This window comes from Devosia sp. SD17-2 (assembly GCF_029201565.1).
Taxonomy (GTDB): domain Bacteria; phylum Pseudomonadota; class Alphaproteobacteria; order Rhizobiales; family Devosiaceae; genus Devosia.
On the sequence record NZ_CP104002.1, the window covers coordinates 951,222 to 975,810 of the forward strand.

Genomic DNA, 24,589 nt, shown 5'->3' on the forward strand with positions numbered 1-24,589 from the left:
GGGCTCACAGCCCCCCTGAAACCGTCGTGATCGTGGCGGTGACAAACCCCGAACCGGGGGACGCCAGCCACAGCGCTGCGCGGGCAATGTCGATCGGTTCGGCAATGCGCCCCATTGGCGTGATGGCCGCGATCCGTGCTGGCCGTTCGGGATTGCCGCCTTCGGAATGGATGCGCGTATTGGTGGTGCCGACGCGAATGGCGTTCACCCGGATGCCTTCAGGCGCCAGCTCCTTGCCCGAGCCATAGGTTATGGACTCCACCGCGCCCTTGGTCGCCGCGTACTGGATGTATTCGTTCGGACTGCCGAGATAGGCTGCCAGTGAAGACATGTTGACGATCGCCCCACCGGCGCCGCCCCGCTTGGTCGACATGCGCCTGGTGGCTTCCTGGATACAATACACAAGCCCGAAAACGTTGATCTCGAAGGTGCGCTCCAGGGCTTCGGGCTCAAGATCGACAAGCTTTCCGGCCTTGCCGATAATGCCCGCATTGTTGATGAGGCACGAGACCCGCCCAAGCCGGGCATCGCATTGTTCAAAGAGTTCGAGCACATCCGCCCGGTTGCCGACATTGCCGCGAACGGCGATGGCGCGGGCGCCTTCGGCTTCACAGGCGGCCACTACCTCTGCAGCGGCTGCGTCGTCCGAAAGATAGCTGATGCAGATATCGTATCCCTCTGACGCAAAGAGCTTTGCCGTGGCCGCACCAATGCCATGGCTCGCGCCAGTGATGATGGAGATGGGTCTCACCTCAATCCCTCCCGGTAATTGGTCTCTTGATCGCAGCAGCGGTATGCCGCCGGCGCTAATAGACCGCTTCGATGATCTGGGCGTAGTCAGTGGCGCTCAGGGGACGGGGGTTGGTTGCGTGGCTATGGTCGGCCAGCGCGCGCTCGCAGATCCATCCAATGATTTCACGCGAAACGCCAAGCTCGGAAAGCCTTGCGGAGGTGCCGAGCGACTGGTTGAGCCGTTCCAGCTCTTCGGCCAGGGTGCCCTCGGTTATGCCCGCCAGACGCTCAAGAGTGTTCAGCTTCTCGGCCGCCTCTGGCACTTCACGGTTCCAACGGATGACTTCCGGCATCAGAATGGCATTGAGCAGGCCGTGGTGAAGCTTGAGATCCTTGAGGCCGCCGAGCGCGTGGCTCAGGGAATGGACGGCGCCCAAGCCCTTCTGAAAGGTCATGCCGCCCTCGAGTGCGCCCATCATCAGGTCTGACCGCGCCGCCACGTTTGTGGGCTCGCGAACCGCGACGGGAAGGGCCTTCCAGATGCGCTCGAAGCCATCACGGGCGATAGCCTCAGCTGGTGGATTGAAGCGCGGCGAGAGATAGGTCTCGATGCAATGGGAGAGAGCATCGAGAGCGGTTGCGGCCGTCAGGCCCGCCGGAAGTCCAAGGGTCAGGAGCGGGTCGCAAATGGCGCGCTTGGGAATAAGGTGACCGCTGATGAAGCCGAGCTTGCGGCCATCGTCGAGCGTGATCAGGGCCGCGCGGCCGACCTCGGACCCCGTGCCCGCGGTGGTGGGAATGGCGATGAGGGGGGCGACATTTGGCGTGATCCGCGCGATGCCGCCGAGAATGGCCGCATATTGTTCGAGCGGGCCATCATGGGTGGCCAACAGGGCAATGCCCTTTGCCAGGTCAATCGGGGATCCGCCGCCAATGGCGATCACGCCGTCGCAGCCTGCGCCGCGATAGGCATCAAGCCCGGCGAACACTGCACTTTCGGTCGGATTTGCGGGAACGTCCAAAAACCGCGGCAGGCCCGAAAGCGCGCCAAATTCGGGACGGTCCAGAAGCCCGGCAGCAACAATGCCGGGGTCGCTGACGATCAGCGGTCTCGACAGACCAAGCTCCGACATGATCTGGGGCAGGGAGGTTGCCGCGCCTGCGCCAAAATTTACTGTCGTCAAATAGCTGATGACGTCCAAAATTGTTCCTCCCGTAAGTGCCGCTGCTGCATCGTCCATATAGTGGGCGAGGTGTCCACGTTATAGAGGAATCGCAAGAGACCGCTGGTTTGTCAAGCTCGACAATGCGCTCTCGCCTTCAGTGTCCATGATCGAACTGAGGACTACGCCTTCGATATTGCCATGGTGCGCCACATGGCGGAGCGGATGGGCGCCAAAGTCACCGAGGTGGCCGCCAGCCATGCGGTGTTTATGACCCAGCCCCAAATCGTGGCCCAGACGATCGAAATGGCCGCCCAGACGGCAAGAGTCGCCGCCAATTGAAGTTGGCAGGCAGCCACCGAAGGCCAGGCGCTTGCTGACCGACATGCGCGAGCCCTCAAGGCCCCGGTATCTGCCGGGGCTTTTTTGTCTAGGGCTGGCTCAAGAACCAGGCGATGAGTTCGGCGGAATTGGCGACACCGACTGACCGCGCCAGGCGCAGGCGGTGGGCTTCGACCGTGCGTTGCGACAGACCCAGTTCGGCTGCAATGGCGGCGTTGGTCTTTCCTTGCGCCACCAAAGTCAGAACCTGGCGCTGGCGGCCTGTCAGCTTGAGCGTGACGTCGGTGACAGGACGGTTGATGGGTTCGAAACAATAGAGCGCGGCAGCAAAGGGATCGGTCGCGTCCTGGGCCCGGCCATTGACCCTGCACCAGAACCTGCGCCCGTCGGCGCTGGCCATGATCCGCTCGTCATAATAGAGGGCGCCGCCGGCCAGATTGCTGCGCCACATTTCTCCCGTGCGCACGAAGTCCGCAATGGCCGGGTAGAGCCGGAAAAAGCTCGCATCGACGAGCTCAGGCCGTTGAAAGCCAAAGAGATCGGCAAAGGCGTCATTGCAGTCGCGGATGATGCGATGCGTGGCAAAGACCAGCGGCACCGGCAGCTCGGACAGGGCGAATTTGGGTGGTGAAGTCATGTCGTAGAAATACGACTAACCCGGCCGCTTCAACAAGCTCTAGCGTCCGTGAAAACAAGCCTGCGGAGGACCAGAATTTTAATGCGCAAGACCCGCTCCACCGTCGCTGACGCCCTTGAGGGCCTGCTGGCCGACGGTATGACCATCATGTCTGGCGGCTTCGGCCTTTGTGGTATCCCCGAAGCCCTGATCGAAGGCATCGAACGCTCCGGCGCGCGCGACCTCACGATCATTTCCAACAATGCGGGCGTTGACGGAATTGGCCTGGGCCGCCTGCTCGCGACCCGCCAGGTCAAGAAGATGATCTCGTCCTATGTGGGAGAAAACAAGCTTTTCGCCGAGCAATTTCTCTCCGGTGCGCTGGAGCTCGAGTTCAATCCCCAGGGCACGCTCGCCGAGCGCATTCGGGCGGGGGGCGCAGGCATTCCGGCGTTCTACACCAGGACCGGTGTGGGCACGATCATCGCTGACGGCAAGGAAGTGCGGTCGTTCAATGGCGAGGATTATGTGATGGAGACCGCTCTTGTGGCCGATCTGTCCGTTGTCCATGCCCATACGGGCGATGGCGAGGGAAACCTCGTCTATCGAATGACCGCCCGCAATTTCAATCCGATGATGGCGACAGCGGGCAAGGTGACGGTGGCCGAGGTGGAGCATCTTGTGCCGACCGGCTCGATCAACCCCGATCAGATCCATACCCCCGGCATCTTCGTCGACCGCATCGTTCATGTGCCGGCGCCGACCAAGCATATCGAACAGCGCACTGTCCGCACCCGCATCGAGGAGAACGCATAATGGCCTGGACCCGCGAGCAGATGGCCGCCCGCGCCGCGCGCGAGTTGGAGGACGGTTTCTACGTCAATCTCGGCATCGGCATCCCGACCCTTGTGGCCGGCTATATCCCCGAGGGGATGGATGTGCGCCTCCAGAGTGAAAACGGCATGCTTGGCATGGGCCCATTCCCGTTTGAAGGCGAAGAGGACGCCGACCTTATCAATGCCGGCAAGCAGACGATCACGGCGCTTCCGGAAACCAGCTTCTTCTCCAGTGCCGACAGCTTCGGCATGATCCGGGGCGGCCATATCGACCTGTCCATCCTCGGCGCCATGCAGGTTGCCGAGAACGGTGATCTTGCCAACTGGATGATCCCGGGCAAGATGGTGAAAGGCATGGGTGGCGCCATGGACCTCGTCGCGGGCGTCAAGCGCGTGGTTGTGGTCATGGAGCATGAAGCCAAGGGGCAGCCTAAACTGTTGCGCGAGTGCACCCTGCCGCTGACCGGCAAACGCGTCGCCGGTCGTGTCATCACGGACCTCGGCGTTTTTTCCATTTCCCGTCGCGGCGACGTGGACATGCGCCTTATCGAACTGGCAAATGGCGTGTCGCTGGATGAAATCGCTGCCAAGACCGAAGCCCGGTTCACGGTCGCGATCGGAGAAGAAGCATAATGAGTGATATCGTCATCGTGTCGGCGACCAGAACCGCTGTCGGTTCCTTCCTTGGCGCTTTCGCCAACACCCCCGCACATGAACTTGGAGGGGCGGTCATCACGGCAGCGCTCGAGAGGGCAGGGGTGAGCCCCGACGCGGTGGATGAGGTCATTCTCGGCCAGATCCTCACCGCCGGTGCCGGGCAAAATCCGGCTCGCCAAGCGGCGATCAGGGCTGGCATTCCTGACACGGCCACGGCCCTCGGCATCAACCAGCTCTGTGGCTCCGGTCTGCGGGCCGTTGCCCTTGGCATGCAGCAGATCGCCTCTGGCGATGCGCGCATCATCGTCGCCGGCGGGCAGGAATCCATGTCGCTGGCGCCGCACTGCCAGAACCTGCGGTCTGGCGCCAAGATGGGCGCGGTGACGCTGGTCGATACCATGCTTTCAGATGGACTCACGGACGCTTTTGGCGGCTACCACATGGGCGTCACGGCTGAGAACGTGGCGAAGGAATTCGGCATTTCGCGCGAGGCGCAGGACGCCTTTGCGCTCGCCAGCCAGCAAAAGGCTGCATCGGCCCAGGCGGCGGGTCGGTTCGATGCGGAAATCACTCCGTTCACCGTGCGGACGCGCAAGGGCGACATCATCGTCAGTCGCGACGAATATATCCGTGCCGACGCCAGTGAAGAGGGTCTCGCCAAGCTCCGCCCGGCCTTTGACAAGAACGGCACGGTGACCGCGGGCAATGCTTCCGGTCTCAATGATGGCGCTGCCGCCCTCGTGCTGATGCATGCCGACGAAGCCAGGGCGCGCGGCCTCACCCCGCTGGCTCGCATCGCCAGCTGGGCGACAGCGGGTGTCGACCCGGCACTGATGGGCACGGGCCCGATACCGGCATCCAGGAAGGCGCTGGAAAAGGCCGGATGGACGGTCGATGACCTCGACCTGATCGAGGCCAATGAGGCCTTTGCGGCTCAGGCCTGTGGCGTCAATGCAGGCATGTGCTGGGACACCGCCAAGGTCAATGTCAATGGCGGCGCCATTGCCATCGGACACCCCATCGGCGCGTCAGGCGCGCGCATTCTCGTGACCCTGCTCCATGAAATGGGGCGTTCCAACGCAGAACGCGGACTGGCGACCCTCTGCATCGGCGGCGGCATGGGCGTTGCGATGTGCCTCGAACGATAGTGGGCGCATAGCACCGGCGCCCATGGCTTGTCAGCCAAGACAGATCTGTACTCGCGGCTGCCTTGCCTGCGAGTGCGCCGCCTCGTCAGAGCGAGTCCTGGATGTAGGTGGCGCGGAGGTAGAACTCCTTGGGGCGGGTGATGTGGCTGTGAATGAGCTCACCCAGCCGCTGGCCCTCGCCGCGGGTAATAGCATCGATCATGGCGAAATGCTCGGTGATGGCGATCTCGCGCAGTTCTTCATTGGGGAAGGCGCGGGTGCGTATCGGATGGGTCGCGAAGGTGTAGTGCAATATCGCGTCCGCCAGTTGCTGGTTGCCTGCTGACCGATAGAGCACTTCATGGAAATCGTTGTTGAGCGAAAAAACCTCACCAAAGCGCTGGGCGCGTGAGGCGTCGCGATGTTGGCTGGCGATTTCGGTCAACTGGTCTACCAGCGCCTGGTCTGCAGGTCGGGAGAATCGAGCGGCGGCGCGCAACTCGAGGCATTCGCGGATCTCGTAGAGTTCCTCGATCTCGGTGATCGAATAGTCCCGCACCTGCACGCCCTTGTTGGGCTGGCGGACAACAAGCCCCATGCGCTCAAGCTCGTCAAACGCCTTGCGGACTGCATGCCGCGTGGCCTCGGTGCGCGCCATGATCTCGTCTTCGACCAGCCTTTCGCGCGGCCGCAGCTGCCCGGCGATGATCTGCCGCTGGAGTTCGCGGTAGACGAAATCCCAGCTTTTCGACTGGTCCGGCGCAAGTTTTGCGAGGGAATTCAATGCACGGCTCCGTGGCTTCTGCGCCGCCAAGATAGCCCAAGCATGACGCACAGACAATAATCGTTGACATTATCGATAATGGTAACGATGATCCTGCCGATCACGGAGGGGTCTAATTGTTTCGTATCGGTTGTGGCGCTGGTTTTTCGGGTGATCGTGTCGACGCGCCGCGGTCGGTCGTTGCGGCAATTGCCGCCGCCGGTTCGGGTGGCGCGCTCATTTTCGAGACCCTTGGAGAACGCACGCTGGCCCTCGGCCACATCGCTCGTCGACAGGATCCCTCGAAGGGCTATGAGCCTCTTCTGGAAGAATTCCTCGAACCCATCCTCGCCCAGTGCGTCACCGCCGGGATCACCATTGTCGGCAATTTCGGCCAGGCCAATCCGCCCGCTGCCGCGAAGGCGATCCAGTCCATAGCCGACCGGCTCGGGCTCGGAGCCCTGCGCATTGCGATCGTCTGCGGCGATGATTTGACCGGCAAGATCGACCTCGACGCGACCGAGCGGTGGGAAGGCGACAGCCGCCTGCCCGAGATCGACGGCGAGATCATCGCCATCAACGCCTATATCGGGGCCGCGCCAATTGCCGAGGCGATCAAGGCAGGCGCCCAGATCGTCGTGACGGGTCGTGTCGCTGACCCCGCTTTGGCCCTGGGGCCATTGGTTGCCCATTTCGGCTGGGACTGGGCCGATCTCGATCGCATGGCAGCCGGCACGCTTGTGGGGCACCTGCTCGAATGCGGTTCTCAAGTGACAGGCGGGTTCTTCGCCGATCCCGGCCGCAAGGATGTGCCCGACACGGCCAATATCGGGTTCCCGATTGCTGAAGTGGAAGCAGATGGCAGCTTTGTCATCACCAAGGCTGAAGGGACGGGCGGTCTTGTCGACCTGCGCACGGTCAAGGAACAGCTTCTCTATGAGATCCACGACCCCGCCAGCTATCTGACGCCGGACGTTACGCTCGATATCACCGGCGTCCAGCTCTCGCAGCTCGGGCCCGACCGGGTGCAGGTCAGCGGGGCCCGCGGCCATGCTGCGCCGGAATGCCTCAAGGCCACTGTCGGCTTTTACGGCGACTGGCTCGGCGAAGCGGAGATTTCCTACGCCGGCCCCAATGCACTGGCCCGGGCGCGTCTGGCGGTGACCACGATCAATGAGCGCATTCTGCGCCGCGGGCTCGCCCTGCGCCATCGCGCCGACATCATCGGCACGGTCAGCGCTTTCGACAGCGATGAGGGTGACCTGCTGTTCGATTACTCCGACACCGGCGCCGGGGATTATCGCGTTCGTTTCGCCTTCGCTTCGGCCAACCAGCGTGATGTCGAACGTGCTGCCCAAGAGGTGAACGCGCTGTATTGCTGCGGTCCAGCCGGGGGCGGCGGCGTGAGACAGAGCGTGCGTCCACGTGTTCGCACGCTGTCCCATCTCGTGCCGCGCCACCTGGTTCATCCCAGCTTTTCTTTCGCCGGTGGAACACCATGAACGCGACGGTGCAGGTGACAAAACTTCACACCATCGCGCATGGCCGATCCGGCGACAAGGGCAACAGGCTCAACGTCAACATCATCGCCTTCGATGAGAAGCACTGGCCGGTCCTTCGGGACCAGGTGACGGCCGAGCGGGTTGCCGAACTGTTCGCCCATCGCGGCGTGACAGAGGTTCGACGTTATGAGCTGGCCCAGCTCCATGCGCTCAATTTCGTCATCGAGGACGCTCTCGAAGGCGGTGTGAATTCCAGCCTTGCGATCGATACGCACGGCAAGTGCCTGAGCTATCTGGTGCTCGGGATGGATGTCCAGGTGCAGGACGAGATGGTCACGGGCACGCCGCCTGGGGCTGAAATGCAAAAGGTCCCATAAGGGACAGGGAGGAAGAGAAATGTTGAGGAAGACAAAAATGCGCAATCTGCTGCTGACAGGCGCGTCGCTTACAGTCATCGCAGCACAGCCGGCCCTGGCGCAGGAGCTGGAGCGCGGCGGAACGCTGCGCGTCGGTATCTCCCAGATGGCTCCGTCGCCTGATCCGGTCGTGACCACCTTCGGTGTCAACTGGATGACCGCGGGCATCGCCTGTGAATCGCTGTTCGCCACCGACGAAAGCTGGACGCCGCAGCCGATGCTGGCCGACAGCGTGGCCTATAGTGATGACGGCAAGACCCTCACCATCGCAATTCGTCAGGGCCTCAAGTTCCACTCCGGCGCAGAGTTGAGCTCGGCAGACGTTGTGGCTTCGCTCGAACGCTTCCGCGAGTCCGCCGGTATTGGCGCGGCGTTCAAGAACATCGTGACCGCCATCACGGCGCCCGATGCGAACACCGTCGTGCTCGAGCTGGCGACCGCGTCGCCGATCGTTCCGGGTCTTCTGGCCGGCGCGCAGGCCGTGATCATGTCGAGTGCTTCGCTCGAAGGTGCCTCGCCCACCGAAGCCACCCGTGGCCTCGATTGCACCGGTCCCTATGTGCTGTCCGAATATCGTCCCGACCAGGGCGCTGTTCTCACCCGTTGGGATGACTACCAGAGCGTGAGCGCCCCGACTTCCGCGTTTTCGGGCGCCAAGCATGCCTATGCCGACGTGATCAATCTGCGTCTGATGCCCGAAGCCTCGGTGCGTCGCGACAGCCTGATCACCGGCGAGATCGACATCGCCATGGAGCTGCCGACCGACTTCTACGACGCGCTGCAGAACGATCCGAACACCGAAGCCGTCGTTGTGCCCAACAACCAGTCCCTGGCTGTGGTGCTCAACACCAAGGAAGGCGTGATGGCTGACGTCAATCTGCGCCGGGCCATCTACTACGCGCTCGAGATGGAGCCGATCATGCTCGCCTCGGTGGGCAATCCGGACTTCTACACGCTCGACCCGAGCTGGATCCCGGACAACAACTCCTTCTGGTACACCACGGCAGGCGTTCCTGAAGGCTTTGGCACACCCAACCCCGACAAGGTGAAGGAATATCTCGCTGCGTCGAACTACAATGGCGAGCCGATCCGCTGGCTGGTGGCCTCCGAGCAGTACCAGAAGCACTTCCTGCCCGCGATCACTGCATCCCAGCAGCTCGAAGAATATGGGATCAATGTCGAGATCGTTGAATCGCCGATGGCCAATTACATCCAGGCCCGTGCCGACGCTGCCCAGATGGACGCCTTCTCGAGCTTCCTGCCGACCTATGTCGATCCGACCTCGATCGCTTTCCTCAACGCCACCTATCCCGGCTTCTGGACGGATCCGGAAAAGATGGAGCTGATGGACAAGCTCGCCTCGACCATTGATGCGGACGAGCGCAAGGCCCTGTTCGAAAAGGTCCATGCACTGGCCTATGACCAGTTCCCTTGGATCAAATACGGCACGGAATCCAACATGTATGGCATTCGTGCGGGTGTCGGTAATCCGGCCCGCGTGCCCTCGCGCGGCTACGACCTCTACAATGTCGCTCCGCCGGCCCAGAACTGACAGATGAGCATGACGCAGGCGACAGATAACGAGCGCCTGACCGATGGTGGCGGAGAGACCTTCGCCACCACCAATAAATCGGTCTGGCAGAGGCTTCTGGCCAATCGGACGGCAATGATCTCCATTGCTATCCTGGTCATCATTTCCCTTTCCGCGGTTCTGGCGCCTCTTCTGGCACCGGGCAATCCGCTCAAGGTCAGCCCTGCCGACCGGTTCATTCCGCCCGGCGCCGAGCATATTTTCGGCACGGACAATCTGGGCCGCGACATGTTCAAGATGGTCGTGCACGGTGCACGCACATCCCTGCTTGTCGGGCTCATCGTCACGGTCATTTCCATGTCCGTGGCTGTCATTCTTGGCGCGATTTCCGGTTTTTATCGTCAGGTCGACGTGGTGCTGATGCGCTTTGTTGACGGTCTGATGGCTTTTCCAGGCATCGTTCTGGCGACTGCAGCCGCAGGCATTATGGGACCGTCGATGACCACGGTGATCACCTCGCTCTCGATCGTGCTGATCGCCCCGTCGCTGCGCGTCGTGCGCGGACAGGTGCTGGTCGTGCGCGAGTTGCAGATGATCGAGGCTGCACGCTCAGTCGGCGTGCCGACGCTGCGCCTTTTCACCCGCTATATTCTTCCCGCCGTCAGCTCGCCCATCCTGGTGCAGGCCTCCTTCATCTTTTCGGCGGCCGTTCTGGGGGAAGCGGGTCTGAGCTTTATCGGCGTGGGTATCGGGCCCAAGGAGCTGAGCTGGGGCAACGCCCTGACCGAGGCTCGCAATTATATCTCCCAGGCGCCCTGGATCGTGCTGTTTCCGGGTCTCGCCCTGATGTTCACCATTCTTGCCCTCAATCTGTTGGGCGACAGCCTGCGCGACATTCTTGATCCGCGCCTGGCCCGGAGGCGCTGACATGCTGCGCTATCTTTTCAAGCGTTTCCTTCTGATCCTGCCCACGATCTTCGTGCCGCTGATCCTCGTGTTCCTGCTGCTGCGCCTGTCGCCGGGTGATCCGGCCGGCATGATGCTGGGCGACCAGGCGACGCCCGAACAGATCGAGGCGCTGCGCACGCAGCTTGGCCTCAATGAGCCGATCTGGGCCCAGTTCCTGATCTGGCTCAAGGGCATTGTAACCCTCGATCTGGGCAACTCGATCTTCTTCCGCGAACCGGTGATGCAGGTCATCCCGCGCTATGTCAGCGTGACCTTGTTGCTGACACTTGTGGCGCTTGCGCTCGCCGTTGCCATCGGCGTCTCGATGGGTCTGATCTCGGCAATGAACCGCAACAAGCCGATCGACCGGGGTGTTGTGACCACGGCGGTGCTTGGAATTTCGCTGCCGGAGTTCTGGTTCGCGCTGCTGCTGATCTTCGTCTTTGCCGTGACGCTGCGCTGGTTTCCCGTCGCCGGATACAACCCGCCCGACGCCGGCATCATCGCCTTTGGTGCGACCATTTTCCTGCCAGCGCTCGCCCTGGGGGTGCGCCAGTCAGCGCTGATGACGCGCATGATGCGCTCATCCATGCTCGACGTGCTCAACGAGCCCTATATCACCACGGCCCGTGCTCAGGGCCTGCCCGAAAGCAAGGTGATCGGCAGCTATGCCATGCGCACTGCGGCCATGCCTGTGGTGACGGTGGCCGGACTTTCGGCGGGCTATATGCTCGGTGGTGCCGTTGCCATCGAGATCATCTTCGCGCTGCCGGGCCTGGGCCGCATGCTGGTCGAAGCCGTCGGCCGGCGGGACTACCCACTGGTTGAAGGTGGGGTGCTCACCATCTCGCTGATCCTGGCGGTGCTCAACCTTATCATCGACCTCATCTACGCCCTGCTCGATCCCCGGATTCGTTACCAATGACCGCGCAATCAGCTTCACTGCCGACACCTCCGGTCCAGCCGGCAACCGCGCGTGATATCGTGCTAGAAGTCAAGGATCTCAGCCTTGGTTTCCGCAATGCCGATGGCCTCTTGCCCATCGTCACCGATGTGTCCTTTTCCATCGCCAAGGGCGAAGCCGTCGCGCTGGTGGGAGAGAGCGGCTGCGGCAAGTCGATTACCGCCAGTGCCATCATGGGCATCGCACCGGACAATGCCGAGATCGGCGGGACCATCATCCTCAATGGCACGCCTATTTCCGGCCTGCCACCGAAGGAACGCCGCAAACTCTGCGGCCGCCATATGGGGTTCATCTTCCAGGAGCCGATGACGGCGCTCCACCCGACGCTCAGCATCGGCCGGCAGATGACAGATACGCTGCGGCATAATCTTGGCCTCAGCCACGCAGCCGCAACTGATCGTGCTGCCGGGTTGCTCGACCGCGTCGGCATTCCGCGCGCGCGCGATATTCTCAAGGGCTATGTGCACGAGCTTTCGGGCGGCATGCGCCAGCGCGTGATGATCGCCCTCGCCATTTCCTGCGGGCCGTCCCTGATCATCGCAGACGAGCCGACGACCGCCCTCGACGTGACCATCCAGGCCCAGGTCCTGGACCTGCTCGACGACATGCGGCGCGAGCTGAACCTGGCCATGCTGTTCATCACGCATGACCTCGAAGTCGTGGGCGATTTCTGCGACCGCGCCGTCGTCATGTACGCCGGTGACGTGGTGGAGCGCGGCCTCAGTGCCGATGTCGTGCGCAGCCCGGCCCACCCTTATGCACGCGGGCTGATCGACGCCGTGCCCGGCCATGATGATAACCGTACGCGTTTGACCCCGATCCTCGGGACGGTGCCGCCGGTGGGGCAGTGGCCTCAGGGCTGTCGCTTTGCGCCCCGCTGCAGCCGCGCCGATGCGAAGTGCCAGACGCGGCCTGCCCTGGAAGCACATATCCGTTCCGATGTGCGCTGCTGGTACCCGCTGGAGGCCGCCCAATGACCGCCGAAACCATGCTCAGCGTTGCTGGCCTCTCGAAAACCTTCAAGCTGGTCAAGGCCGTGCGGGATGTCAGCTTTTCGATCCAGCGTGGCAAGACCTTTGGCCTCGTCGGCGAATCCGGTTCGGGCAAGTCGACCACTGCCCGGCTGGTGCTGCGTCTCGTCGAGCCGACAGCCGGATCCATCCGCTTCCGCGGCAAGGATCTGGCCAATCTCTCCTCCGGCGATCTGCGTGCCGAACGGCGGCATATGCAGATGATCTTCCAGGATCCTTTTGGATCGCTCAACCCGCGCATGAGCGTCAGGGACACGCTGGTCGAACCGCAGCTGGTGCATGGCATCGGCAGCCCCGATGAACAGCTCCGGACTGCCGAGCGGCTCCTGGCCGAGGTCAGTCTGCCCCGGACGGCGCTCGACCGATATCCGCATGAATTCTCCGGTGGCCAGCGGCAGCGTATCGCCATTGCCCGGGCGCTTTCCACAAATCCGGAGCTGATCGTCGCCGACGAACCGGTGAGCGCCCTCGACGTCTCGGTACAGGCGCAGGTGCTCAACCTGATGCGCGATCTGCAGGACCGGCATGGCACCACCATGTTGTTCATTTCGCACGATCTGCGCGTCGTCCAGTTCATGTGCGATGAGATCGCTGTCATGTATCTGGGCGAGATCGTCGAACAGGGACCGCGCGATGCCATCTATGGTGGCGCCGCCCACCCCTATACGAAGGCGCTTATGGCGTCCGCGCCCGGCAAGGGTGACGGCAAACGCGCCAAGCTCAAGGGCGAAATCCCATCCGCTCATGCCGTGCCCAGCGGCTGCGCTTTCCGCACGCGCTGTCCCCACGCCTTTGACCGTTGCGCCGCCGAAAAGCCGGCGATGCGGGACCTCGGTTCAGGCCAGAAGGCGGCCTGTCACCTCCTCGATGGACCAGTCGCGGCATGACTTCCTTTATCGACATCGCCAGCGAAAATGCCATTTATCGCGGGCTGCGGACGCCCGAGGGTGATCGCTTCCTTGGCATATCCTATGCAGAACCACCCATCGGTTCCCGGCGCTTCAAGCCGCCTGTGCCCCTTGCACATGCAGGCCTTGTGGACGCCACCAAGGTCGGTTTTGCGCCGCCGCAGCTGCGTCGTGCCATGCCCGATTGGGCGCCCAAAGGCGACGGTTTCGACACAGGCGAGGACTGCCTCAATCTCAACATCTATACGCCCGCTGCAGACGACAAACGGCGGCCCGTGATTGTGCATGCCTTTGGCGGCGGATTTCAGACCGGCTCCGCCCATGGGACATTCCACGACGAGCCGGGGTTTACGGGCCAGGGCGACGTCGTTCTGGTGCGTCCGAATATGCGCGTCGGCGCCTTGGGCTTTCTCCATCTCGGGGAAAAGTTCGGCGCAGAATATGCTGCGGCCAATCGGGGCATGCTGGATTTTATTGCAGCACTTCGCTGGGTTCACGACAACATCGCGGCGTTCGGGGGCGATCCTGATAATGTCACTCTCGTTGGCATGTCGTCCGGGTCCTTCACCATTGCCGCCCTCTTCGGCGTCGACGGTGTGAAACATCTTTTCCGCCGTGCCTGGCTGATGAGCGGGCCGGCAAGTCGCATCATCGCGCCCGACACTGCGAGTGCGCTTGCAGGCGATTTTCTCGAGCGCGCTGGGGTGTCTGCAGGCGATGTGGCAGCGCTGGAAGCTTTGCCGATCGAGACGATCCTTGCCGTCCAGGACCAGGTTCTCGCGACCCATCTAGGCGAAAGAAACGCTCCGGGCGGGCGCACATTCGGCATTGTCCATGACGGGGCAAGCCTGCAGCGTCACCCGCTGGATGGACTGGCCGCAGGCACATTTGCCGAGCACCAGATCGTCGTCGGCTGGACCCGCGACGAGGCGCGCATGTGGTACGCCTTCGGCATGATGCCGGAAGTGACCACGCGTGAGGCACTCCTGGCTTCGATTGCGCGCTTTCATCCCGACGACGCCGAGGCTGAACTTGCGGCGCTCGAAGCGGAGCTCCCCTTGCTCACGCTGACAGGTCTGGAGGAAGTTTTCCTCTCGCGGGCGATCTATCGCAACCCCTCCATCCGAACGGCGCAAACCCAGATTGCTGCAGGGGGGCAGGCTTATGCCTACCAGTTCGAATGGGTCCCCGCATTTGAGGGTGGCCGCCTTGGCGCCGCTCACGGCTTCGATGAGCCCTTTGTGTTCAATAGCTTGAGCCGCGTGCCATTGGCGGTCGAAACGCCCGGCGCTCCTCTCCTGGCCAAGGAAATGTCCGAAGCACTTGTCACTTTCGCATCCACAGGCACGGCACCGCATTGGCCCACATCCTGGCGCATCTTTGGGTAAATTGTCCGAGTGGGGCGGTATGCCAGTGTTGATGTCTCGCGGGAGTGGCCTTGGAGGTGATGATAAAGGTGGCGCTTGAGCAGGTACCTGCCGCGCGCCAGATTTTCTCTTTACATGTGATCTAGAATACAGCGAGAGTTCGTCGAGTGGCGCGTGTGCAACGCGCGCCGCGCGTCGTGACGATTTCTCCTGCAGAGGGTCGCTTGGGCAAGATGAGGGTAGAGAGCGCCGTCAATACGGACGATATCGCGGCTCTTGCGCGCCGATATCTGCCGAGAATTGCGTATGATTTTATCGACGGTGGCGTGGACGGCGAGGGCGGGTTGGACCGTAACCGGCGGGCGTTCGAGCGCTATCAGCTGGTGCCGCGCTATCTCGTGGATGTCGAAAAGCGGACGCAGACGACACGCCTTTTCGGGCGCAGCTATGCCTCCCCGTTCGGAGTGTCGCCGATGTCGATCGCCGGTTTTTTCCGGCCGGGGGCAGATGTGATGATCGCTCGAGCGGCGGCAGCCCTTAATGTGCCCTATGTTATGTCGAGCGCCAGCTGCAGTTCCATCGAGGCGGCTGTTGCGGAAGCGCCTGAGAACACCTGGTTTCAGGTCTATGGCACGCGCAATCCGAAGATCACCCTCGATCTGGTTAAGCGCGCCACCCGCCTCAACGTTCCGGTGCTGGTCCTCACAGTGGATACGCCGGTGATCGGCAAGCGCGAGCGCAATATCCGCAATGGCTTCCGTCGACCCATGAAGATGACGCCAGGTGTGATCATGCAGGGTTTGAGCCGCCCGGGCTGGACCTGGCGTTATCTCAGGGCGCGGGGCATTCCGATGATGGAGAACTGGGCGCCCTATGCCGCGCCGGGCGCGGACGCCAATGCGGTGGCCGACCTTTATGGATCGCAGACGCCGGCACCGGGCCAGACCTGGGACGTGCTGCGGCTGGTGCGCAAGGCGTGGGCGGGGCCGCTTGTGGTCAAGGGCATTCTCCACCACGAGGACGCCCAGATGTGTGTCGACCTCGGTGCGGACGGAATGCTGATTTCCAACCATGGCGGGCGGCAACTCGATGCTGCACCGGCGCCGATCGATGTGCTGCCGCGGATTGCTGACGCGGTAGGTCACAAGGCCGAACTGCTGATCGACAGCGGCTTTCGACGGGGCAGTGATATCGCGAAGGCGCTTTGCCTCGGCGCGAAGGCGGCATTCATCGGCAGGCCGGTCATGTTTGCCGCCGCCGCGGCGGGCGAAACGGGCGTCCGAAAAGTTCTCGATATCTACCGGCAGGAGCTCGGCCTGCTTATGGGGCAGATGGGCTGGGCCGACGTCGATTGCGCCGGCCCGTCGAACATTGTCGAGACGCGCGGCCGGGGCTGAGCCGACTGGCGCCGATCAGTGGATGTCCTGCACGCGGGACAAGGCCTCGCGCATATGGGCACTGGTAAACCCGGGTGCCCGCGCCATATCGAGGATGATCTTCTCGCGTCGTGTGACCAGATCGATGGCGTCGGGCAGTCGTCTGACTGCCTCTGCGGGAATGACGACCGCGCCATGGTAGTCGGCGTGGATGACACCATCGTGCCCGACCAGCATGCCGAACACATTCACATCGCCGCCCATGGCGACCATGTGCACATGGGCATGGCTGGGAACAACGCGCCCGCCGATGATCTGGAACCCCGGCGCCAGCATGTCGCAATCGCGATAGGATCCGTTGGTGACGCAGCCCAATACGCCGAGGCCCTTGTGAACCGTGGTCTGAACTTCGCCCCAGAAGGCGCCATAGCCCGGCTTGTCGTCGATATCCTGGAGCAGGGCGATTGTCGGCAGGTCTCCTGCCTCGACATAGTCGTACCATTCCTGGCGGGAAGGGATGGGGCCGCGCGGTGGTTCCTTGGACCGGATCAGTCCGGTGCGTGCCAGGCCGACAATGGGCGCCAGCGTCCGATCGGCTGCTACCATCTGTTCGACGGTGAAGCCGATGGCCCGCCGCTCGGGGACGATCAGCTCCAGCCCGTTGCATATGGTGGGCGTATCCCAGGCCCTCAGGGCGTCGAGATCAGCGGCGGAGAACGGATAATCGGACATTAACTGGCTCCTTGTGAAGGGAATAGCGACGGGTCGTGGTGGCGGTCAGGGGCAGGCCCAACTGGACACGATCTTCAATGGCGTGGATGATCGGCGTCGTGGCGCGGTCGTTGGGGAGGCAACATGGCCTATCTCGTGCAGCGTGATAGGACTTCCAGGCCCGGCCTTGTCCTGCCGAAGCTGGCATGTGACTGCCATGCGCATATCTTCGGGCCGGCAGATGCCTATCCGTTTGACCCGGAGCGAGCCTACTCGCCGCCTCCAGCGACGGTTTCGCAATATCTCGATATGCTGGCGACGGTCGGGATTGAACGGGCGGTGATCGTGCAGCCGAGCGTCTATGGGCGAGACAATCGCTGCACTCTCGACGCCGTAGCAGAGATCGGTCTCGACCGGGCTCGCGCCGTTGTTGCGGTCGCGTCGGAGACGGGCAAGGCCGAGCTCGCCCAGCTCCGTGTGCAAGGCGCACGTGGGGTGCGGCTCATGCGCGGTGGCAGCGACCCTCTGTTCCTCGACCAGTTGAAGGTGCTTGGAGGCGTGCTCGCCGATCTTGGCATGCACATCCAGCTCTATGTCAGGCCGGACGTGTGGCTCGCATTGCTGCCGGTTCTCGAGGCGAGTGGGGTTGAGGTGGTGCTGGATCACCTGGCGCATCTGACTGCGGATCATGCCGCCGAAGCCGACCATATCGATGCCTTGTGCGCAGCTCTCGACCGCGGTCGCATCTGGGTCAAGCTCAGTCAGTACAAGGCATCGCTCACCAATTATCCATTTCTTGACGCGACGCCTCTGGTTGCGCGGATCGCCGCCCATGCGCCCGATCGCTGCGTCTGGGGGACTGACTGGCCTCACCCCAATCTGACCGGCCATATGCCCGATGATGGCGAACTGGTGGATCTGATTGCCGGGTGGGCGCCTGATCCGACGATGCGGCAGCGTATCCTCGTGGATAATCCAGCGCGGCTCTATTGCTTCGATTGAAGCCGCTCTCCGTCCGCAGGGGCCACGCCACAGCGTGCTGAGGGGCGGCGGTCCCCGGCACTCTCCATTGCTGCTCGACATATTGCGCATCAGGCCCTCGTCATCCTGCCGCTTCGTTCCAATAGGAGGCCGCCATGCGGGCGTTGCGGCTGAGCATGGTCGACATCGCCGCGCGCGCTGCCGGGCCATCGCGGCCGGCGATTGCTTCCGCCACCTTCAGGTGTCCGGCACGCGACACCGGATCATGGGCCGGGCGCATGACGCCGTACTCGTAGGAGACCCGAAGCGTCGTCAGGATCAGCTGGCGCATCTGCTGCATGACCTGGTTTTGCGTGGCCTCCAGGATGGTCACGTGGAAGGCGCAGTCGGCACGGAAAAGGGCGGCGACATCCCCGGTTTCCGGGTGCATGGTCCGCGCTGCATCGAGGATGACAGCGCGCTGCGCCTCGGTCGCGCGATGGGCCGCAAGCTCAGCCGCAGCGGGCTCGAGGATTGTCCGGACCTCCGTCGTCTCAGCAAAGATGCGCCGCATCCGCGGATGGTCGGCCTGGTGCCAGGCGACGACATCCCCGTCGAGCAGGTTCCACTCATCGACCGGCGTCACGCGCGTGCCATAGCGCCGTGCCGTGCGGAGCAATCCCTTGCCGGAGAGGACTTTGATCGCATCGCGCAAGGTTGTGCGGCTCACGCCGAGGGTTTCGACGAGCTGCGGCTCGGTGGGAATGACGCCGCCGGGGGGGAAGCGGTCGTTGGCAATCCAGCGTCCCAGAGTGTCCACGGTTTCGCGCGCCACCCCCGTGGGGAGCGGTGAGGCCACGTCAAACGGCGTCGTCAAATCGATTAGAGAAGGGGTGTTCTTCATTGTGACCTGGCTGAGAGAACCGCATCTTTACATCGTATCTAGAAGCGGTACAGTACTCTGGCAAAAGAATAGCGGTGCGCGACAAAGCAGCACCAACGGAGGAGAGAGATATGCGTATTCTACGTAGTCTAGTCTGCCTTGCATTCGCCTTGCTCTACACTGGCCCCGTCTTGGCGCAGAGTGCGTCGGCCATTCCCCGCAATGAGACCCTGATCGTCGAAAACCCGGAGGGGACGATCAAGAATGCCGGCTGGTTCAATATCTGGGCCACCAATGCGGGTGGCCAGTCCACCGGCCTGCACCAGTTGGCAATGGACACGTTCTGGTACATCGATCCCGATCACGGCCTTGATGGCGTGTGGGACAATTCGTTGGCTTCCGAGCCGCCGATCTACAATGACGATTTCACGGAAATGACGGTCAAACTGCGGCCGGGCATCTTCTGGAGCGACGGTGTCGAGTTCACGTCGGACGACGTCGTCTTCACCACTGATACGCATCTGGCGACCAATGGCCTCGTGCGCAGCGCCCAGCATCAGCTCAACGTCGAAGGCATCGAGGCGCCCGACAAATACACCGTCATCTACAAGCTCAAGGCGCCGAACTCGCGCTTCCACTCGCTGTTCACTGTGCGCTGGAATGCTGCGTGGATCATGCCCAAGCACATCTTCGAGGGTAAGGATCCCCTGACCTTCGATTTCAATCCACCGGTTTCCCTGGGCGCCTATACGCTGCACAGCTACGACCCCAACGGACAGTGGTTCACCTGGCAGAAGCGCGAAGACTGGGAGCGCACCACGCTGGCCCGTTTTGGCGAGCCCGGGCCGAAATATGTCACTTATCTTGATCCGGGGCCGCCGGATAAGCGCGTGATTGCCCAACTCAATCACGACCTAGACGTCATTCACGACACTTCGCCCGAGGGTGTGTTCTCGCTGGTCAAGGACTCGCCGACATCTAAGGGCTGGTTCCCGGGCTTCCCGTATGGCCACCCCGACCCGACACTGCCGCAGGTGATTTTCAATCACCAGAACACCAAGTTCCAGGATCGCGACGTCCGCTGGGCTCTCGCTCTGGCTCTCGATATCAAAGCGATCTCGATGGCGTCCTATCGTGGCGCTGCGACCCTGTCGGCCATCGCAGTGCCACCCACCGGCACAGCCCCTGAGTATTATCACAAGCCAATGCTGGAATGGCTGAACGCCTTCGAGCTGGACACCGGCAAGCAAACCATCAAGCCGTATGATGCCACGATCGGCACGCAGATCGCCGAGATGCTGCGCCCTTCGGTCGGTGACCAGATCCCCAGCGAGCCCGATGCCATCACCGCGGCCTTCGGCACTGGCTGGTGGAAGCAGGACCAGCAGGCGGCAGCAGAACTGCTCGAGCGGGCCGGCTATACCCGCCAGGGCAATGACTGGTACATGCCCGACGGTCAGCGGTTCTCGATCAGTGTAATGGTCGAGGGCGAGGCCCGTCCGGTGATGACCCGCGCGGGGTCGATGATCGCCGAACAATGGCGGCGCTTCGGGATCGACGCGACGACCGACTCTGCGCAGGCAGCGTTCCTGACCCGCCGGAACGGTGGTGACTTCGAGACAGCGATATCCTGGAGCGTCGAGACCTGGGGCGGTCATCCCGACCTCAGCTTCTTCCTCGATAGCTGGCACTCGCAGTTCGTCAAACCGGCCGGCGAGGTCCAGACCCCGCGCAACTGGTCGCGTTGGTCGAACCCGGACCTCGACAAAATCATCGAGCAGATCCGTGCGATCTCGTTCGACGATCCGCAGGGGGTCGAGCTGGGCAAAGAATTCGTCAAGCTCGCCGTCGAGGAAATGCCGATTATCCCGTTGATGTCCTACAACGTCTTCACGATGACGGACGACACCTACTGGACGGGCTATCCGACGGCGGAAGATCCCTACACCAATCCTGTGCCGAACTGGGCAAACTCCCGGTACATGATGGTGCGCTTGCAAGCCGCTGAGTAATCGATACCCACGGAGCCGGCCAGTGCGGAACTATGGTATTTACGTCGTCAAACGTTTCGGCCTGTTCGTGCTGGTCGTTTTCGTGGGTATTTCGCTTACCTTTCTGATCACGCATCTGACGCCCATCGATCCGGTCGAACAGATGATCGCTTCAATGACAGCCTTCGGGGATACCAGCCCCGAGGCCGTCGAGATGATGCGCGCGGCGCTGCGCGAACTCTACGGCGTCGAGGGCAATCTCTTCGAGCAGTACCTGAACTACTGGCGGCGCATGCTGGTCCTCGACTTCGGACCGTCGCTGTCGGCGTTTCCAACCCCGGTATCGGTGTTGATCGGTCGGGCTCTTCCCTGGACGATCGGGCTTCTGGTCAGCTGTACGCTGATTTCCTGGACGCTCGGAAATCTGCTGGGCGGGCTGTCCGGCTACTACCGCGATAACCGCGCCCTGGGTGCGCTGGGCGTGGTGGCCATGGCGTTCCATCCGGTCCCTTACTACATCATCGCCTTCATCCTGCTCCTGCTATTCGGATTTCTCTGGCCGATCCTGCCGATCAGTGGTGGGGCAGGGCAGAACGTGGCGCCGGGTTTGACCTTTGAGTATCTCAGCGGCGTTTTCCGGCACGCGATCCTTCCCGCACTGTCGATCATCCTGGTCGGCGTCGGCGGCTGGTTTCTGGGGATGCGCGCGCTGGTTTCGAACATCGTCACCGAGGATTATGTGGCCTATGCCGAGCTTGCCGGAGTCTCGCGGCGGCGCATTCTGGTCTCCTATGTCATGCGCAATGCGCTGGTGCCGCAGGTGACGGGCCTCGCCATGTCGCTGGGCGGTATTTTCACCGGCGCAATCATCGTCGAGCAGGTCTTTGGCTATCCCGGCCTTGGTCGGCTGCTGGTTGGGGCCGTCTATTCTGCGGACTACAGCCTCGTCCTTGGCGTCACCGCGATATCGATCATCGCCGTGGCTGGGGCAGTGTTCCTGATCGACATTCTTTATCCGCTGTTCGACCCACGGATGCAGCTGTCATGAGCTTCTTGACCACACTTCGCGACCTGCTGCGGTACAATTTGCAGTTTTCGATCGGCGCCACGCTGACCCTGGTGATCGTGATCCTGGCAGGGATGTCGTTCTTCTCGCCCTATGATCCGCTCGATACCTATCTTGTGCCGCTCGATATGCCGCCATCATGGCAATATCCGTTTGGCACAACTTCGCGTGGCCAGGATGCCTTCTGGCTGCTGACCTTCGCACTGCGCAACACGCTGTTGTTCGGGATTACCGTCGCGGTCCTTTCCCGGGTGTTCTCGCTGACCGTGGGACTACTCGCCGGCTATGTCGGGGGTCGAACCGATCGCGTGCTGATGGCGCTCAACGACACATTTATCGTCATCCCGCTGTTTCCGATCCTTGTGCTCTTTTACTTCGTGCTGCGCGACCACATGAACTGGGCTCTGCTGGCGCTGGCCATGGCCAGTCTCGGCTGGGCCTATGACGCACGGTTGATCCGGTCGGTCATGATGAGCCTCAAGACCCGGGAATTCACCCGCACAGCGATGTTCTCGGGGATGAACGGGCCCGAGATCATGGTCAAGCAACACCTGCCTTTCGTGCTGCCGATCGTGTTCTCGACCGCGCTCAACAATATCAACTGGTCGATCGGCCTTGAGGTGACATTGTCGGTGCTGGGCTTCACCAATATCGATACGCCCACCGTGGGCACCATGCTGTTCTGGGCCAATCAGCACTCGGCGCTGATCTCGGGGGTATGGTGGTGGTATACCATCCCGACGGTCTTCATCATGCTGACCTTCATCGGCCTGTTCCTGCTGGCGGTATCGCTTAATGACTACATCGATCCACGCAGCCGCATTGCGCGAATGGGTGGAGGATCTGCGTGATGGCACCGCCTGTCCTCCAGGTGCGCAACCTGCGCGCCTACTATCAGATGGGGATCTTCGGCATTACCCGCGAGGTTCGCGCTGTCGACGATGTCACGCTCGACATCAACAGCAACGAAATCTACGGCCTGGCCGGGGAGTCCAGTTCGGGCAAGACCTCGTTCATCAAGACCATCGCCGCTGCGAACCGGCCGCCGCTCAACGTGGTGGGAGGATCGGTAAAATACAGCTTCCTTGATCGCGATATCCACGCTCTTGATCGCAGGGGGCTCGAAGCGGTGCGCTGGAAGAATATTTCCTACGTCATGCAGGGGTCGATGAGCGTCCTCAACCCGGTGCGCAGGGTCATCCATACCTTCACCGATTTTGCCTATCGGCACGTCGGCAAGCCCATGCCGGAGTTCCTCGCGCTGGTGGAGGGGCACCTTGAGCGGCTCCTGCTCAAGCCGTCCGTGTTGAACGCCTTTCCGCACGAGCTTTCGGGCGGCATGCGACAGCGCGTGGCCATCGCTCTGGCGACGATATGCCGGCCCGAGTTCATCATCGCCGACGAGCCCACCACGGCGCTCGATGTTGTGGTGCAGAAGGAGGTCCTGGCGCTCATGCGCGAGATCCAGCAGGAAATGGGGTCGTCGATCCTCTTCGTCACCCACGATATGTCGGTGCATGCCCACATCGCCGACCGACTGGGGATCATGTACGCCGGGCGGCTGGTCGAGGAGGCACCCACCGAGGAGATCTTCTCGCGGCCTCTCCACCCCTACACCCAGCATCTGATCCAGAGCCTGCCACAGATCGGCGATGCCACGACGCGCAAGGGCCTCGGCGGCTCTCCGCCGAGCCTTGCCGCGCCCCCTCCCGGGTGCCGGTTTCATCCCCGCTGCCCCATAGCGATGGAACGGTGCCGGACGCAGCGGCCGGCGTTGACGACGCTTGGTCCCGGCCACCGGGTCGCCTGCTTTGCAGCGGCGCCTGAAGTCCAGCCTGTTCCCGATAATGTCGAGGTGCTGCCGGCATGAGTGACACCCTTCTTTCCGTCGAGAATGTCACCCGCAGCTACGCCCTGGGCGGCCTGTTCGGGCGCGGCCACTTCAACGCCGTCGAGGATGTGAGTTTCGCGATTCCCGACGGCAAACCCGAGATTTTTACCATTGTCGGGGAGTCAGGCAGCGGCAAGTCAACGCTGGCAAAGATGATTCTCAACCTGGCCGAACCGACCAAGGGTCGCATCAGCCTGCGCGGAAGCGACGTCACTACCGCCCGCAACCGCCGCGGCAGGCTTGCGTTCATGGCCGCGGTTCAGCCGATCTTCCAGAATCCATTCGAGGCCTTCAGTCCGCTCAAGCGGGTCGATGCCTATCTGCTCAAGACCGCCCGCAGCTTTGCGGGAGCACGCAGTGATGCAGAGGCTGCGGCCGCCGCCGACGAGGCTTTGCGCAATGTCGGCCTCACTTATGCCGAGATCGAGCGACGGTTTCCCCATGAGCTGTCGGGTGGCCAGATCCAGCGCGTGGCAATCGCCAGGGCGCTGATCCCCAAACCCGCGCTGATTGTCGCTGACGAGCCGGTTTCCATGGTCGATGCTTCCCTGCGCATGTCGATCGTCAATCTGTTCAAGACGCTGCGAGACGAGCTGGGGGTGACCATCATCTACATCACCCATGATCTGGCGACGGCCTATTACATAAGCGATCGCATCATCGTCATGCAGACCGGCCGCGTTGTCGAGAGCGGCGACGCACGGCAGGTGCTCGACGCGCCGCAGCATCCTTATACCCAACGCCTCAAGGCGTCGGTTCTGGCGGTCAAGCGGCCGCACCAATCCAATACATTCTCGGCCTAACCCGG

Annotated in this window: 24 protein-coding genes and 1 pseudogene; 19 read left to right on the forward strand and 6 right to left on the reverse strand. The window is 62.5% G+C overall.

Annotated elements, in window-relative coordinates:
- Positions 1–4 precede the first annotated feature (4 nt).
- The gene (locus NYQ88_RS04795; RefSeq protein ID WP_275653815.1) at positions 5–751 is read right to left on the reverse strand and encodes an SDR family oxidoreductase; all 747 of its coding nucleotides are present in this window, start codon (positions 749–751) and stop codon (positions 5–7) included.
- A gap of 55 nt (positions 752–806) precedes the next feature.
- Positions 807–1,934, reverse strand: coding sequence for an iron-containing alcohol dehydrogenase (locus NYQ88_RS04800; protein ID WP_275653816.1), 1,128 nt, complete (start codon positions 1,932–1,934; stop codon positions 807–809).
- A 135-nt stretch (positions 1,935–2,069) separates the two neighbouring features.
- Here NYQ88_RS04800 and NYQ88_RS04805 point away from each other — a divergent pair.
- Positions 2,070–2,237, forward strand: a pseudogene (locus NYQ88_RS04805) (alpha/beta hydrolase); the annotation flags it as partial.
- An 88-nt stretch (positions 2,238–2,325) separates the two neighbouring features.
- Here NYQ88_RS04805 and NYQ88_RS04810 read toward each other — a convergent pair.
- Positions 2,326–2,874 (reverse strand): PAS and helix-turn-helix domain-containing protein, encoded by a 549-nt coding sequence (locus NYQ88_RS04810; RefSeq protein WP_275653817.1) that lies wholly within the window; start codon positions 2,872–2,874, stop codon positions 2,326–2,328.
- A gap of 81 nt (positions 2,875–2,955) precedes the next feature.
- Here NYQ88_RS04810 and NYQ88_RS04815 point away from each other — a divergent pair, with 81 nt between their 5' ends.
- The 3 genes from NYQ88_RS04815 to NYQ88_RS04825 are packed head-to-tail and all read left to right on the forward strand — an operon-like array spanning position 2,956 to position 5,494.
- Entirely contained in the window at positions 2,956–3,669 is a 714-nt protein-coding gene (locus NYQ88_RS04815) for a CoA transferase subunit A (RefSeq protein WP_275653818.1), read from the forward strand.
- Positions 3,669–4,322 (forward strand): 3-oxoacid CoA-transferase subunit B, encoded by a 654-nt coding sequence (locus NYQ88_RS04820; protein WP_275653819.1) that lies wholly within the window; start codon positions 3,669–3,671, stop codon positions 4,320–4,322. The genes NYQ88_RS04815 and NYQ88_RS04820 overlap by 1 nt, the downstream gene beginning before the upstream one ends.
- On the forward strand, positions 4,322–5,494 hold the full coding sequence (locus NYQ88_RS04825) for an acetyl-CoA C-acetyltransferase (RefSeq protein ID WP_275653820.1): 1,173 nt from the start codon (positions 4,322–4,324) through the stop codon (positions 5,492–5,494). The genes NYQ88_RS04820 and NYQ88_RS04825 overlap by 1 nt, the downstream gene beginning before the upstream one ends.
- A gap of 85 nt (positions 5,495–5,579) precedes the next feature.
- Here NYQ88_RS04825 and NYQ88_RS04830 read toward each other — a convergent pair whose 3' ends face one another.
- Positions 5,580–6,257, reverse strand: a complete 678-nt coding sequence (locus tag NYQ88_RS04830; protein ID WP_275653821.1) for a GntR family transcriptional regulator — start codon at positions 6,255–6,257, stop codon at positions 5,580–5,582.
- 116 nt (positions 6,258–6,373) lie between these two features.
- Between NYQ88_RS04830 and NYQ88_RS04835 the strand changes: the two genes are divergently transcribed.
- From NYQ88_RS04835 to NYQ88_RS04875, 9 genes are all read left to right on the forward strand, one after another.
- On the forward strand, positions 6,374–7,738 hold the full coding sequence (locus tag NYQ88_RS04835; protein ID WP_275653822.1) for an acyclic terpene utilization AtuA family protein: 1,365 nt from the start codon (positions 6,374–6,376) through the stop codon (positions 7,736–7,738).
- Positions 7,735–8,115: a hypothetical protein gene (locus NYQ88_RS04840; RefSeq protein ID WP_275653823.1), complete on the forward strand. Its 381-nt coding sequence runs from the start codon at positions 7,735–7,737 to the stop codon at positions 8,113–8,115. The genes NYQ88_RS04835 and NYQ88_RS04840 overlap by 4 nt, the downstream gene beginning before the upstream one ends.
- A 37-nt stretch (positions 8,116–8,152) precedes the next feature.
- On the forward strand, positions 8,153–9,706 hold the full coding sequence (locus NYQ88_RS04845) for an ABC transporter substrate-binding protein (RefSeq protein ID WP_275653824.1): 1,554 nt from the start codon (positions 8,153–8,155) through the stop codon (positions 9,704–9,706).
- Between the two features lie 3 nt (positions 9,707–9,709).
- Entirely contained in the window at positions 9,710–10,612 is a 903-nt protein-coding gene (locus tag NYQ88_RS04850; RefSeq protein WP_275653825.1) for an ABC transporter permease, read from the forward strand.
- Between the two features lies 1 nt (position 10,613).
- On the forward strand, positions 10,614–11,558 hold the full coding sequence (locus NYQ88_RS04855) for an ABC transporter permease (protein ID WP_275653826.1): 945 nt from the start codon (positions 10,614–10,616) through the stop codon (positions 11,556–11,558).
- Positions 11,555–12,574 carry an ABC transporter ATP-binding protein gene (locus tag NYQ88_RS04860; protein ID WP_275653827.1) on the forward strand — a complete coding sequence of 340 codons (1,020 nt, stop codon included), beginning with the start codon at positions 11,555–11,557 and terminating at the stop codon, positions 12,572–12,574. The genes NYQ88_RS04855 and NYQ88_RS04860 overlap by 4 nt, the downstream gene beginning before the upstream one ends.
- Positions 12,571–13,515, forward strand: coding sequence for an ABC transporter ATP-binding protein (locus tag NYQ88_RS04865; protein WP_275653828.1), 945 nt, complete (start codon positions 12,571–12,573; stop codon positions 13,513–13,515). Before NYQ88_RS04860 ends, NYQ88_RS04865 begins: the two co-directional genes overlap by 4 nt.
- Entirely contained in the window at positions 13,512–14,924 is a 1,413-nt protein-coding gene (locus NYQ88_RS04870) for a carboxylesterase family protein (protein WP_275653829.1), read from the forward strand. Before NYQ88_RS04865 ends, NYQ88_RS04870 begins: the two co-directional genes overlap by 4 nt.
- A 212-nt stretch (positions 14,925–15,136) precedes the next feature.
- Positions 15,137–16,300, forward strand: coding sequence for an alpha-hydroxy acid oxidase (locus NYQ88_RS04875; protein WP_275653830.1), 1,164 nt, complete (start codon positions 15,137–15,139; stop codon positions 16,298–16,300).
- 15 nt (positions 16,301–16,315) lie between these two features.
- Here the strand turns inward: NYQ88_RS04875 and NYQ88_RS04880 are convergent, their stop codons facing one another.
- Positions 16,316–17,011: an RraA family protein gene (locus NYQ88_RS04880; protein WP_275653831.1), complete on the reverse strand. Its 696-nt coding sequence runs from the start codon at positions 17,009–17,011 to the stop codon at positions 16,316–16,318.
- Positions 17,012–17,134: 123 nt separating this feature from the next.
- Between NYQ88_RS04880 and NYQ88_RS04885 the strand changes: the two genes are divergently transcribed.
- Positions 17,135–17,992, forward strand: coding sequence for an amidohydrolase family protein (locus NYQ88_RS04885; RefSeq protein WP_275653832.1), 858 nt, complete (start codon positions 17,135–17,137; stop codon positions 17,990–17,992).
- Between the two features lie 100 nt (positions 17,993–18,092).
- Here the strand turns inward: NYQ88_RS04885 and NYQ88_RS04890 are convergent, their stop codons facing one another.
- Positions 18,093–18,809 carry an FCD domain-containing protein gene (locus NYQ88_RS04890; protein WP_275653833.1) on the reverse strand — a complete coding sequence of 239 codons (717 nt, stop codon included), beginning with the start codon at positions 18,807–18,809 and terminating at the stop codon, positions 18,093–18,095.
- Positions 18,810–18,964: 155 nt separating this feature from the next.
- On the opposite strand from NYQ88_RS04890, the gene NYQ88_RS04895 reads away from it, so the two are divergent.
- Genes NYQ88_RS04895 through NYQ88_RS04915 form a run of 5 tightly spaced genes read left to right on the forward strand, consistent with a single transcriptional unit; the run spans position 18,965 to position 24,584 of the window.
- Entirely contained in the window at positions 18,965–20,845 is a 1,881-nt protein-coding gene (locus NYQ88_RS04895; RefSeq protein WP_275653834.1) for an ABC transporter substrate-binding protein, read from the forward strand.
- 22 nt (positions 20,846–20,867) lie between these two features.
- Complete coding sequence (locus NYQ88_RS04900; protein WP_275653835.1) at positions 20,868–21,872, forward strand: ABC transporter permease; 1,005 nt, start codon at positions 20,868–20,870, stop codon at positions 21,870–21,872.
- Complete coding sequence (locus NYQ88_RS04905; RefSeq protein ID WP_275653836.1) at positions 21,869–22,741, forward strand: ABC transporter permease; 873 nt, start codon at positions 21,869–21,871, stop codon at positions 22,739–22,741. The genes NYQ88_RS04900 and NYQ88_RS04905 overlap by 4 nt, the downstream gene beginning before the upstream one ends.
- A complete protein-coding gene (locus tag NYQ88_RS04910) occupies positions 22,741–23,760 on the forward strand; it encodes an ABC transporter ATP-binding protein (RefSeq protein WP_275653837.1) in 1,020 nt (339 codons plus the stop codon). The genes NYQ88_RS04905 and NYQ88_RS04910 overlap by 1 nt, the downstream gene beginning before the upstream one ends.
- On the forward strand, positions 23,757–24,584 hold the full coding sequence (locus NYQ88_RS04915) for an ABC transporter ATP-binding protein (RefSeq protein WP_275653838.1): 828 nt from the start codon (positions 23,757–23,759) through the stop codon (positions 24,582–24,584). Before NYQ88_RS04910 ends, NYQ88_RS04915 begins: the two co-directional genes overlap by 4 nt.
- Positions 24,585–24,589 lie beyond the last annotated feature (5 nt).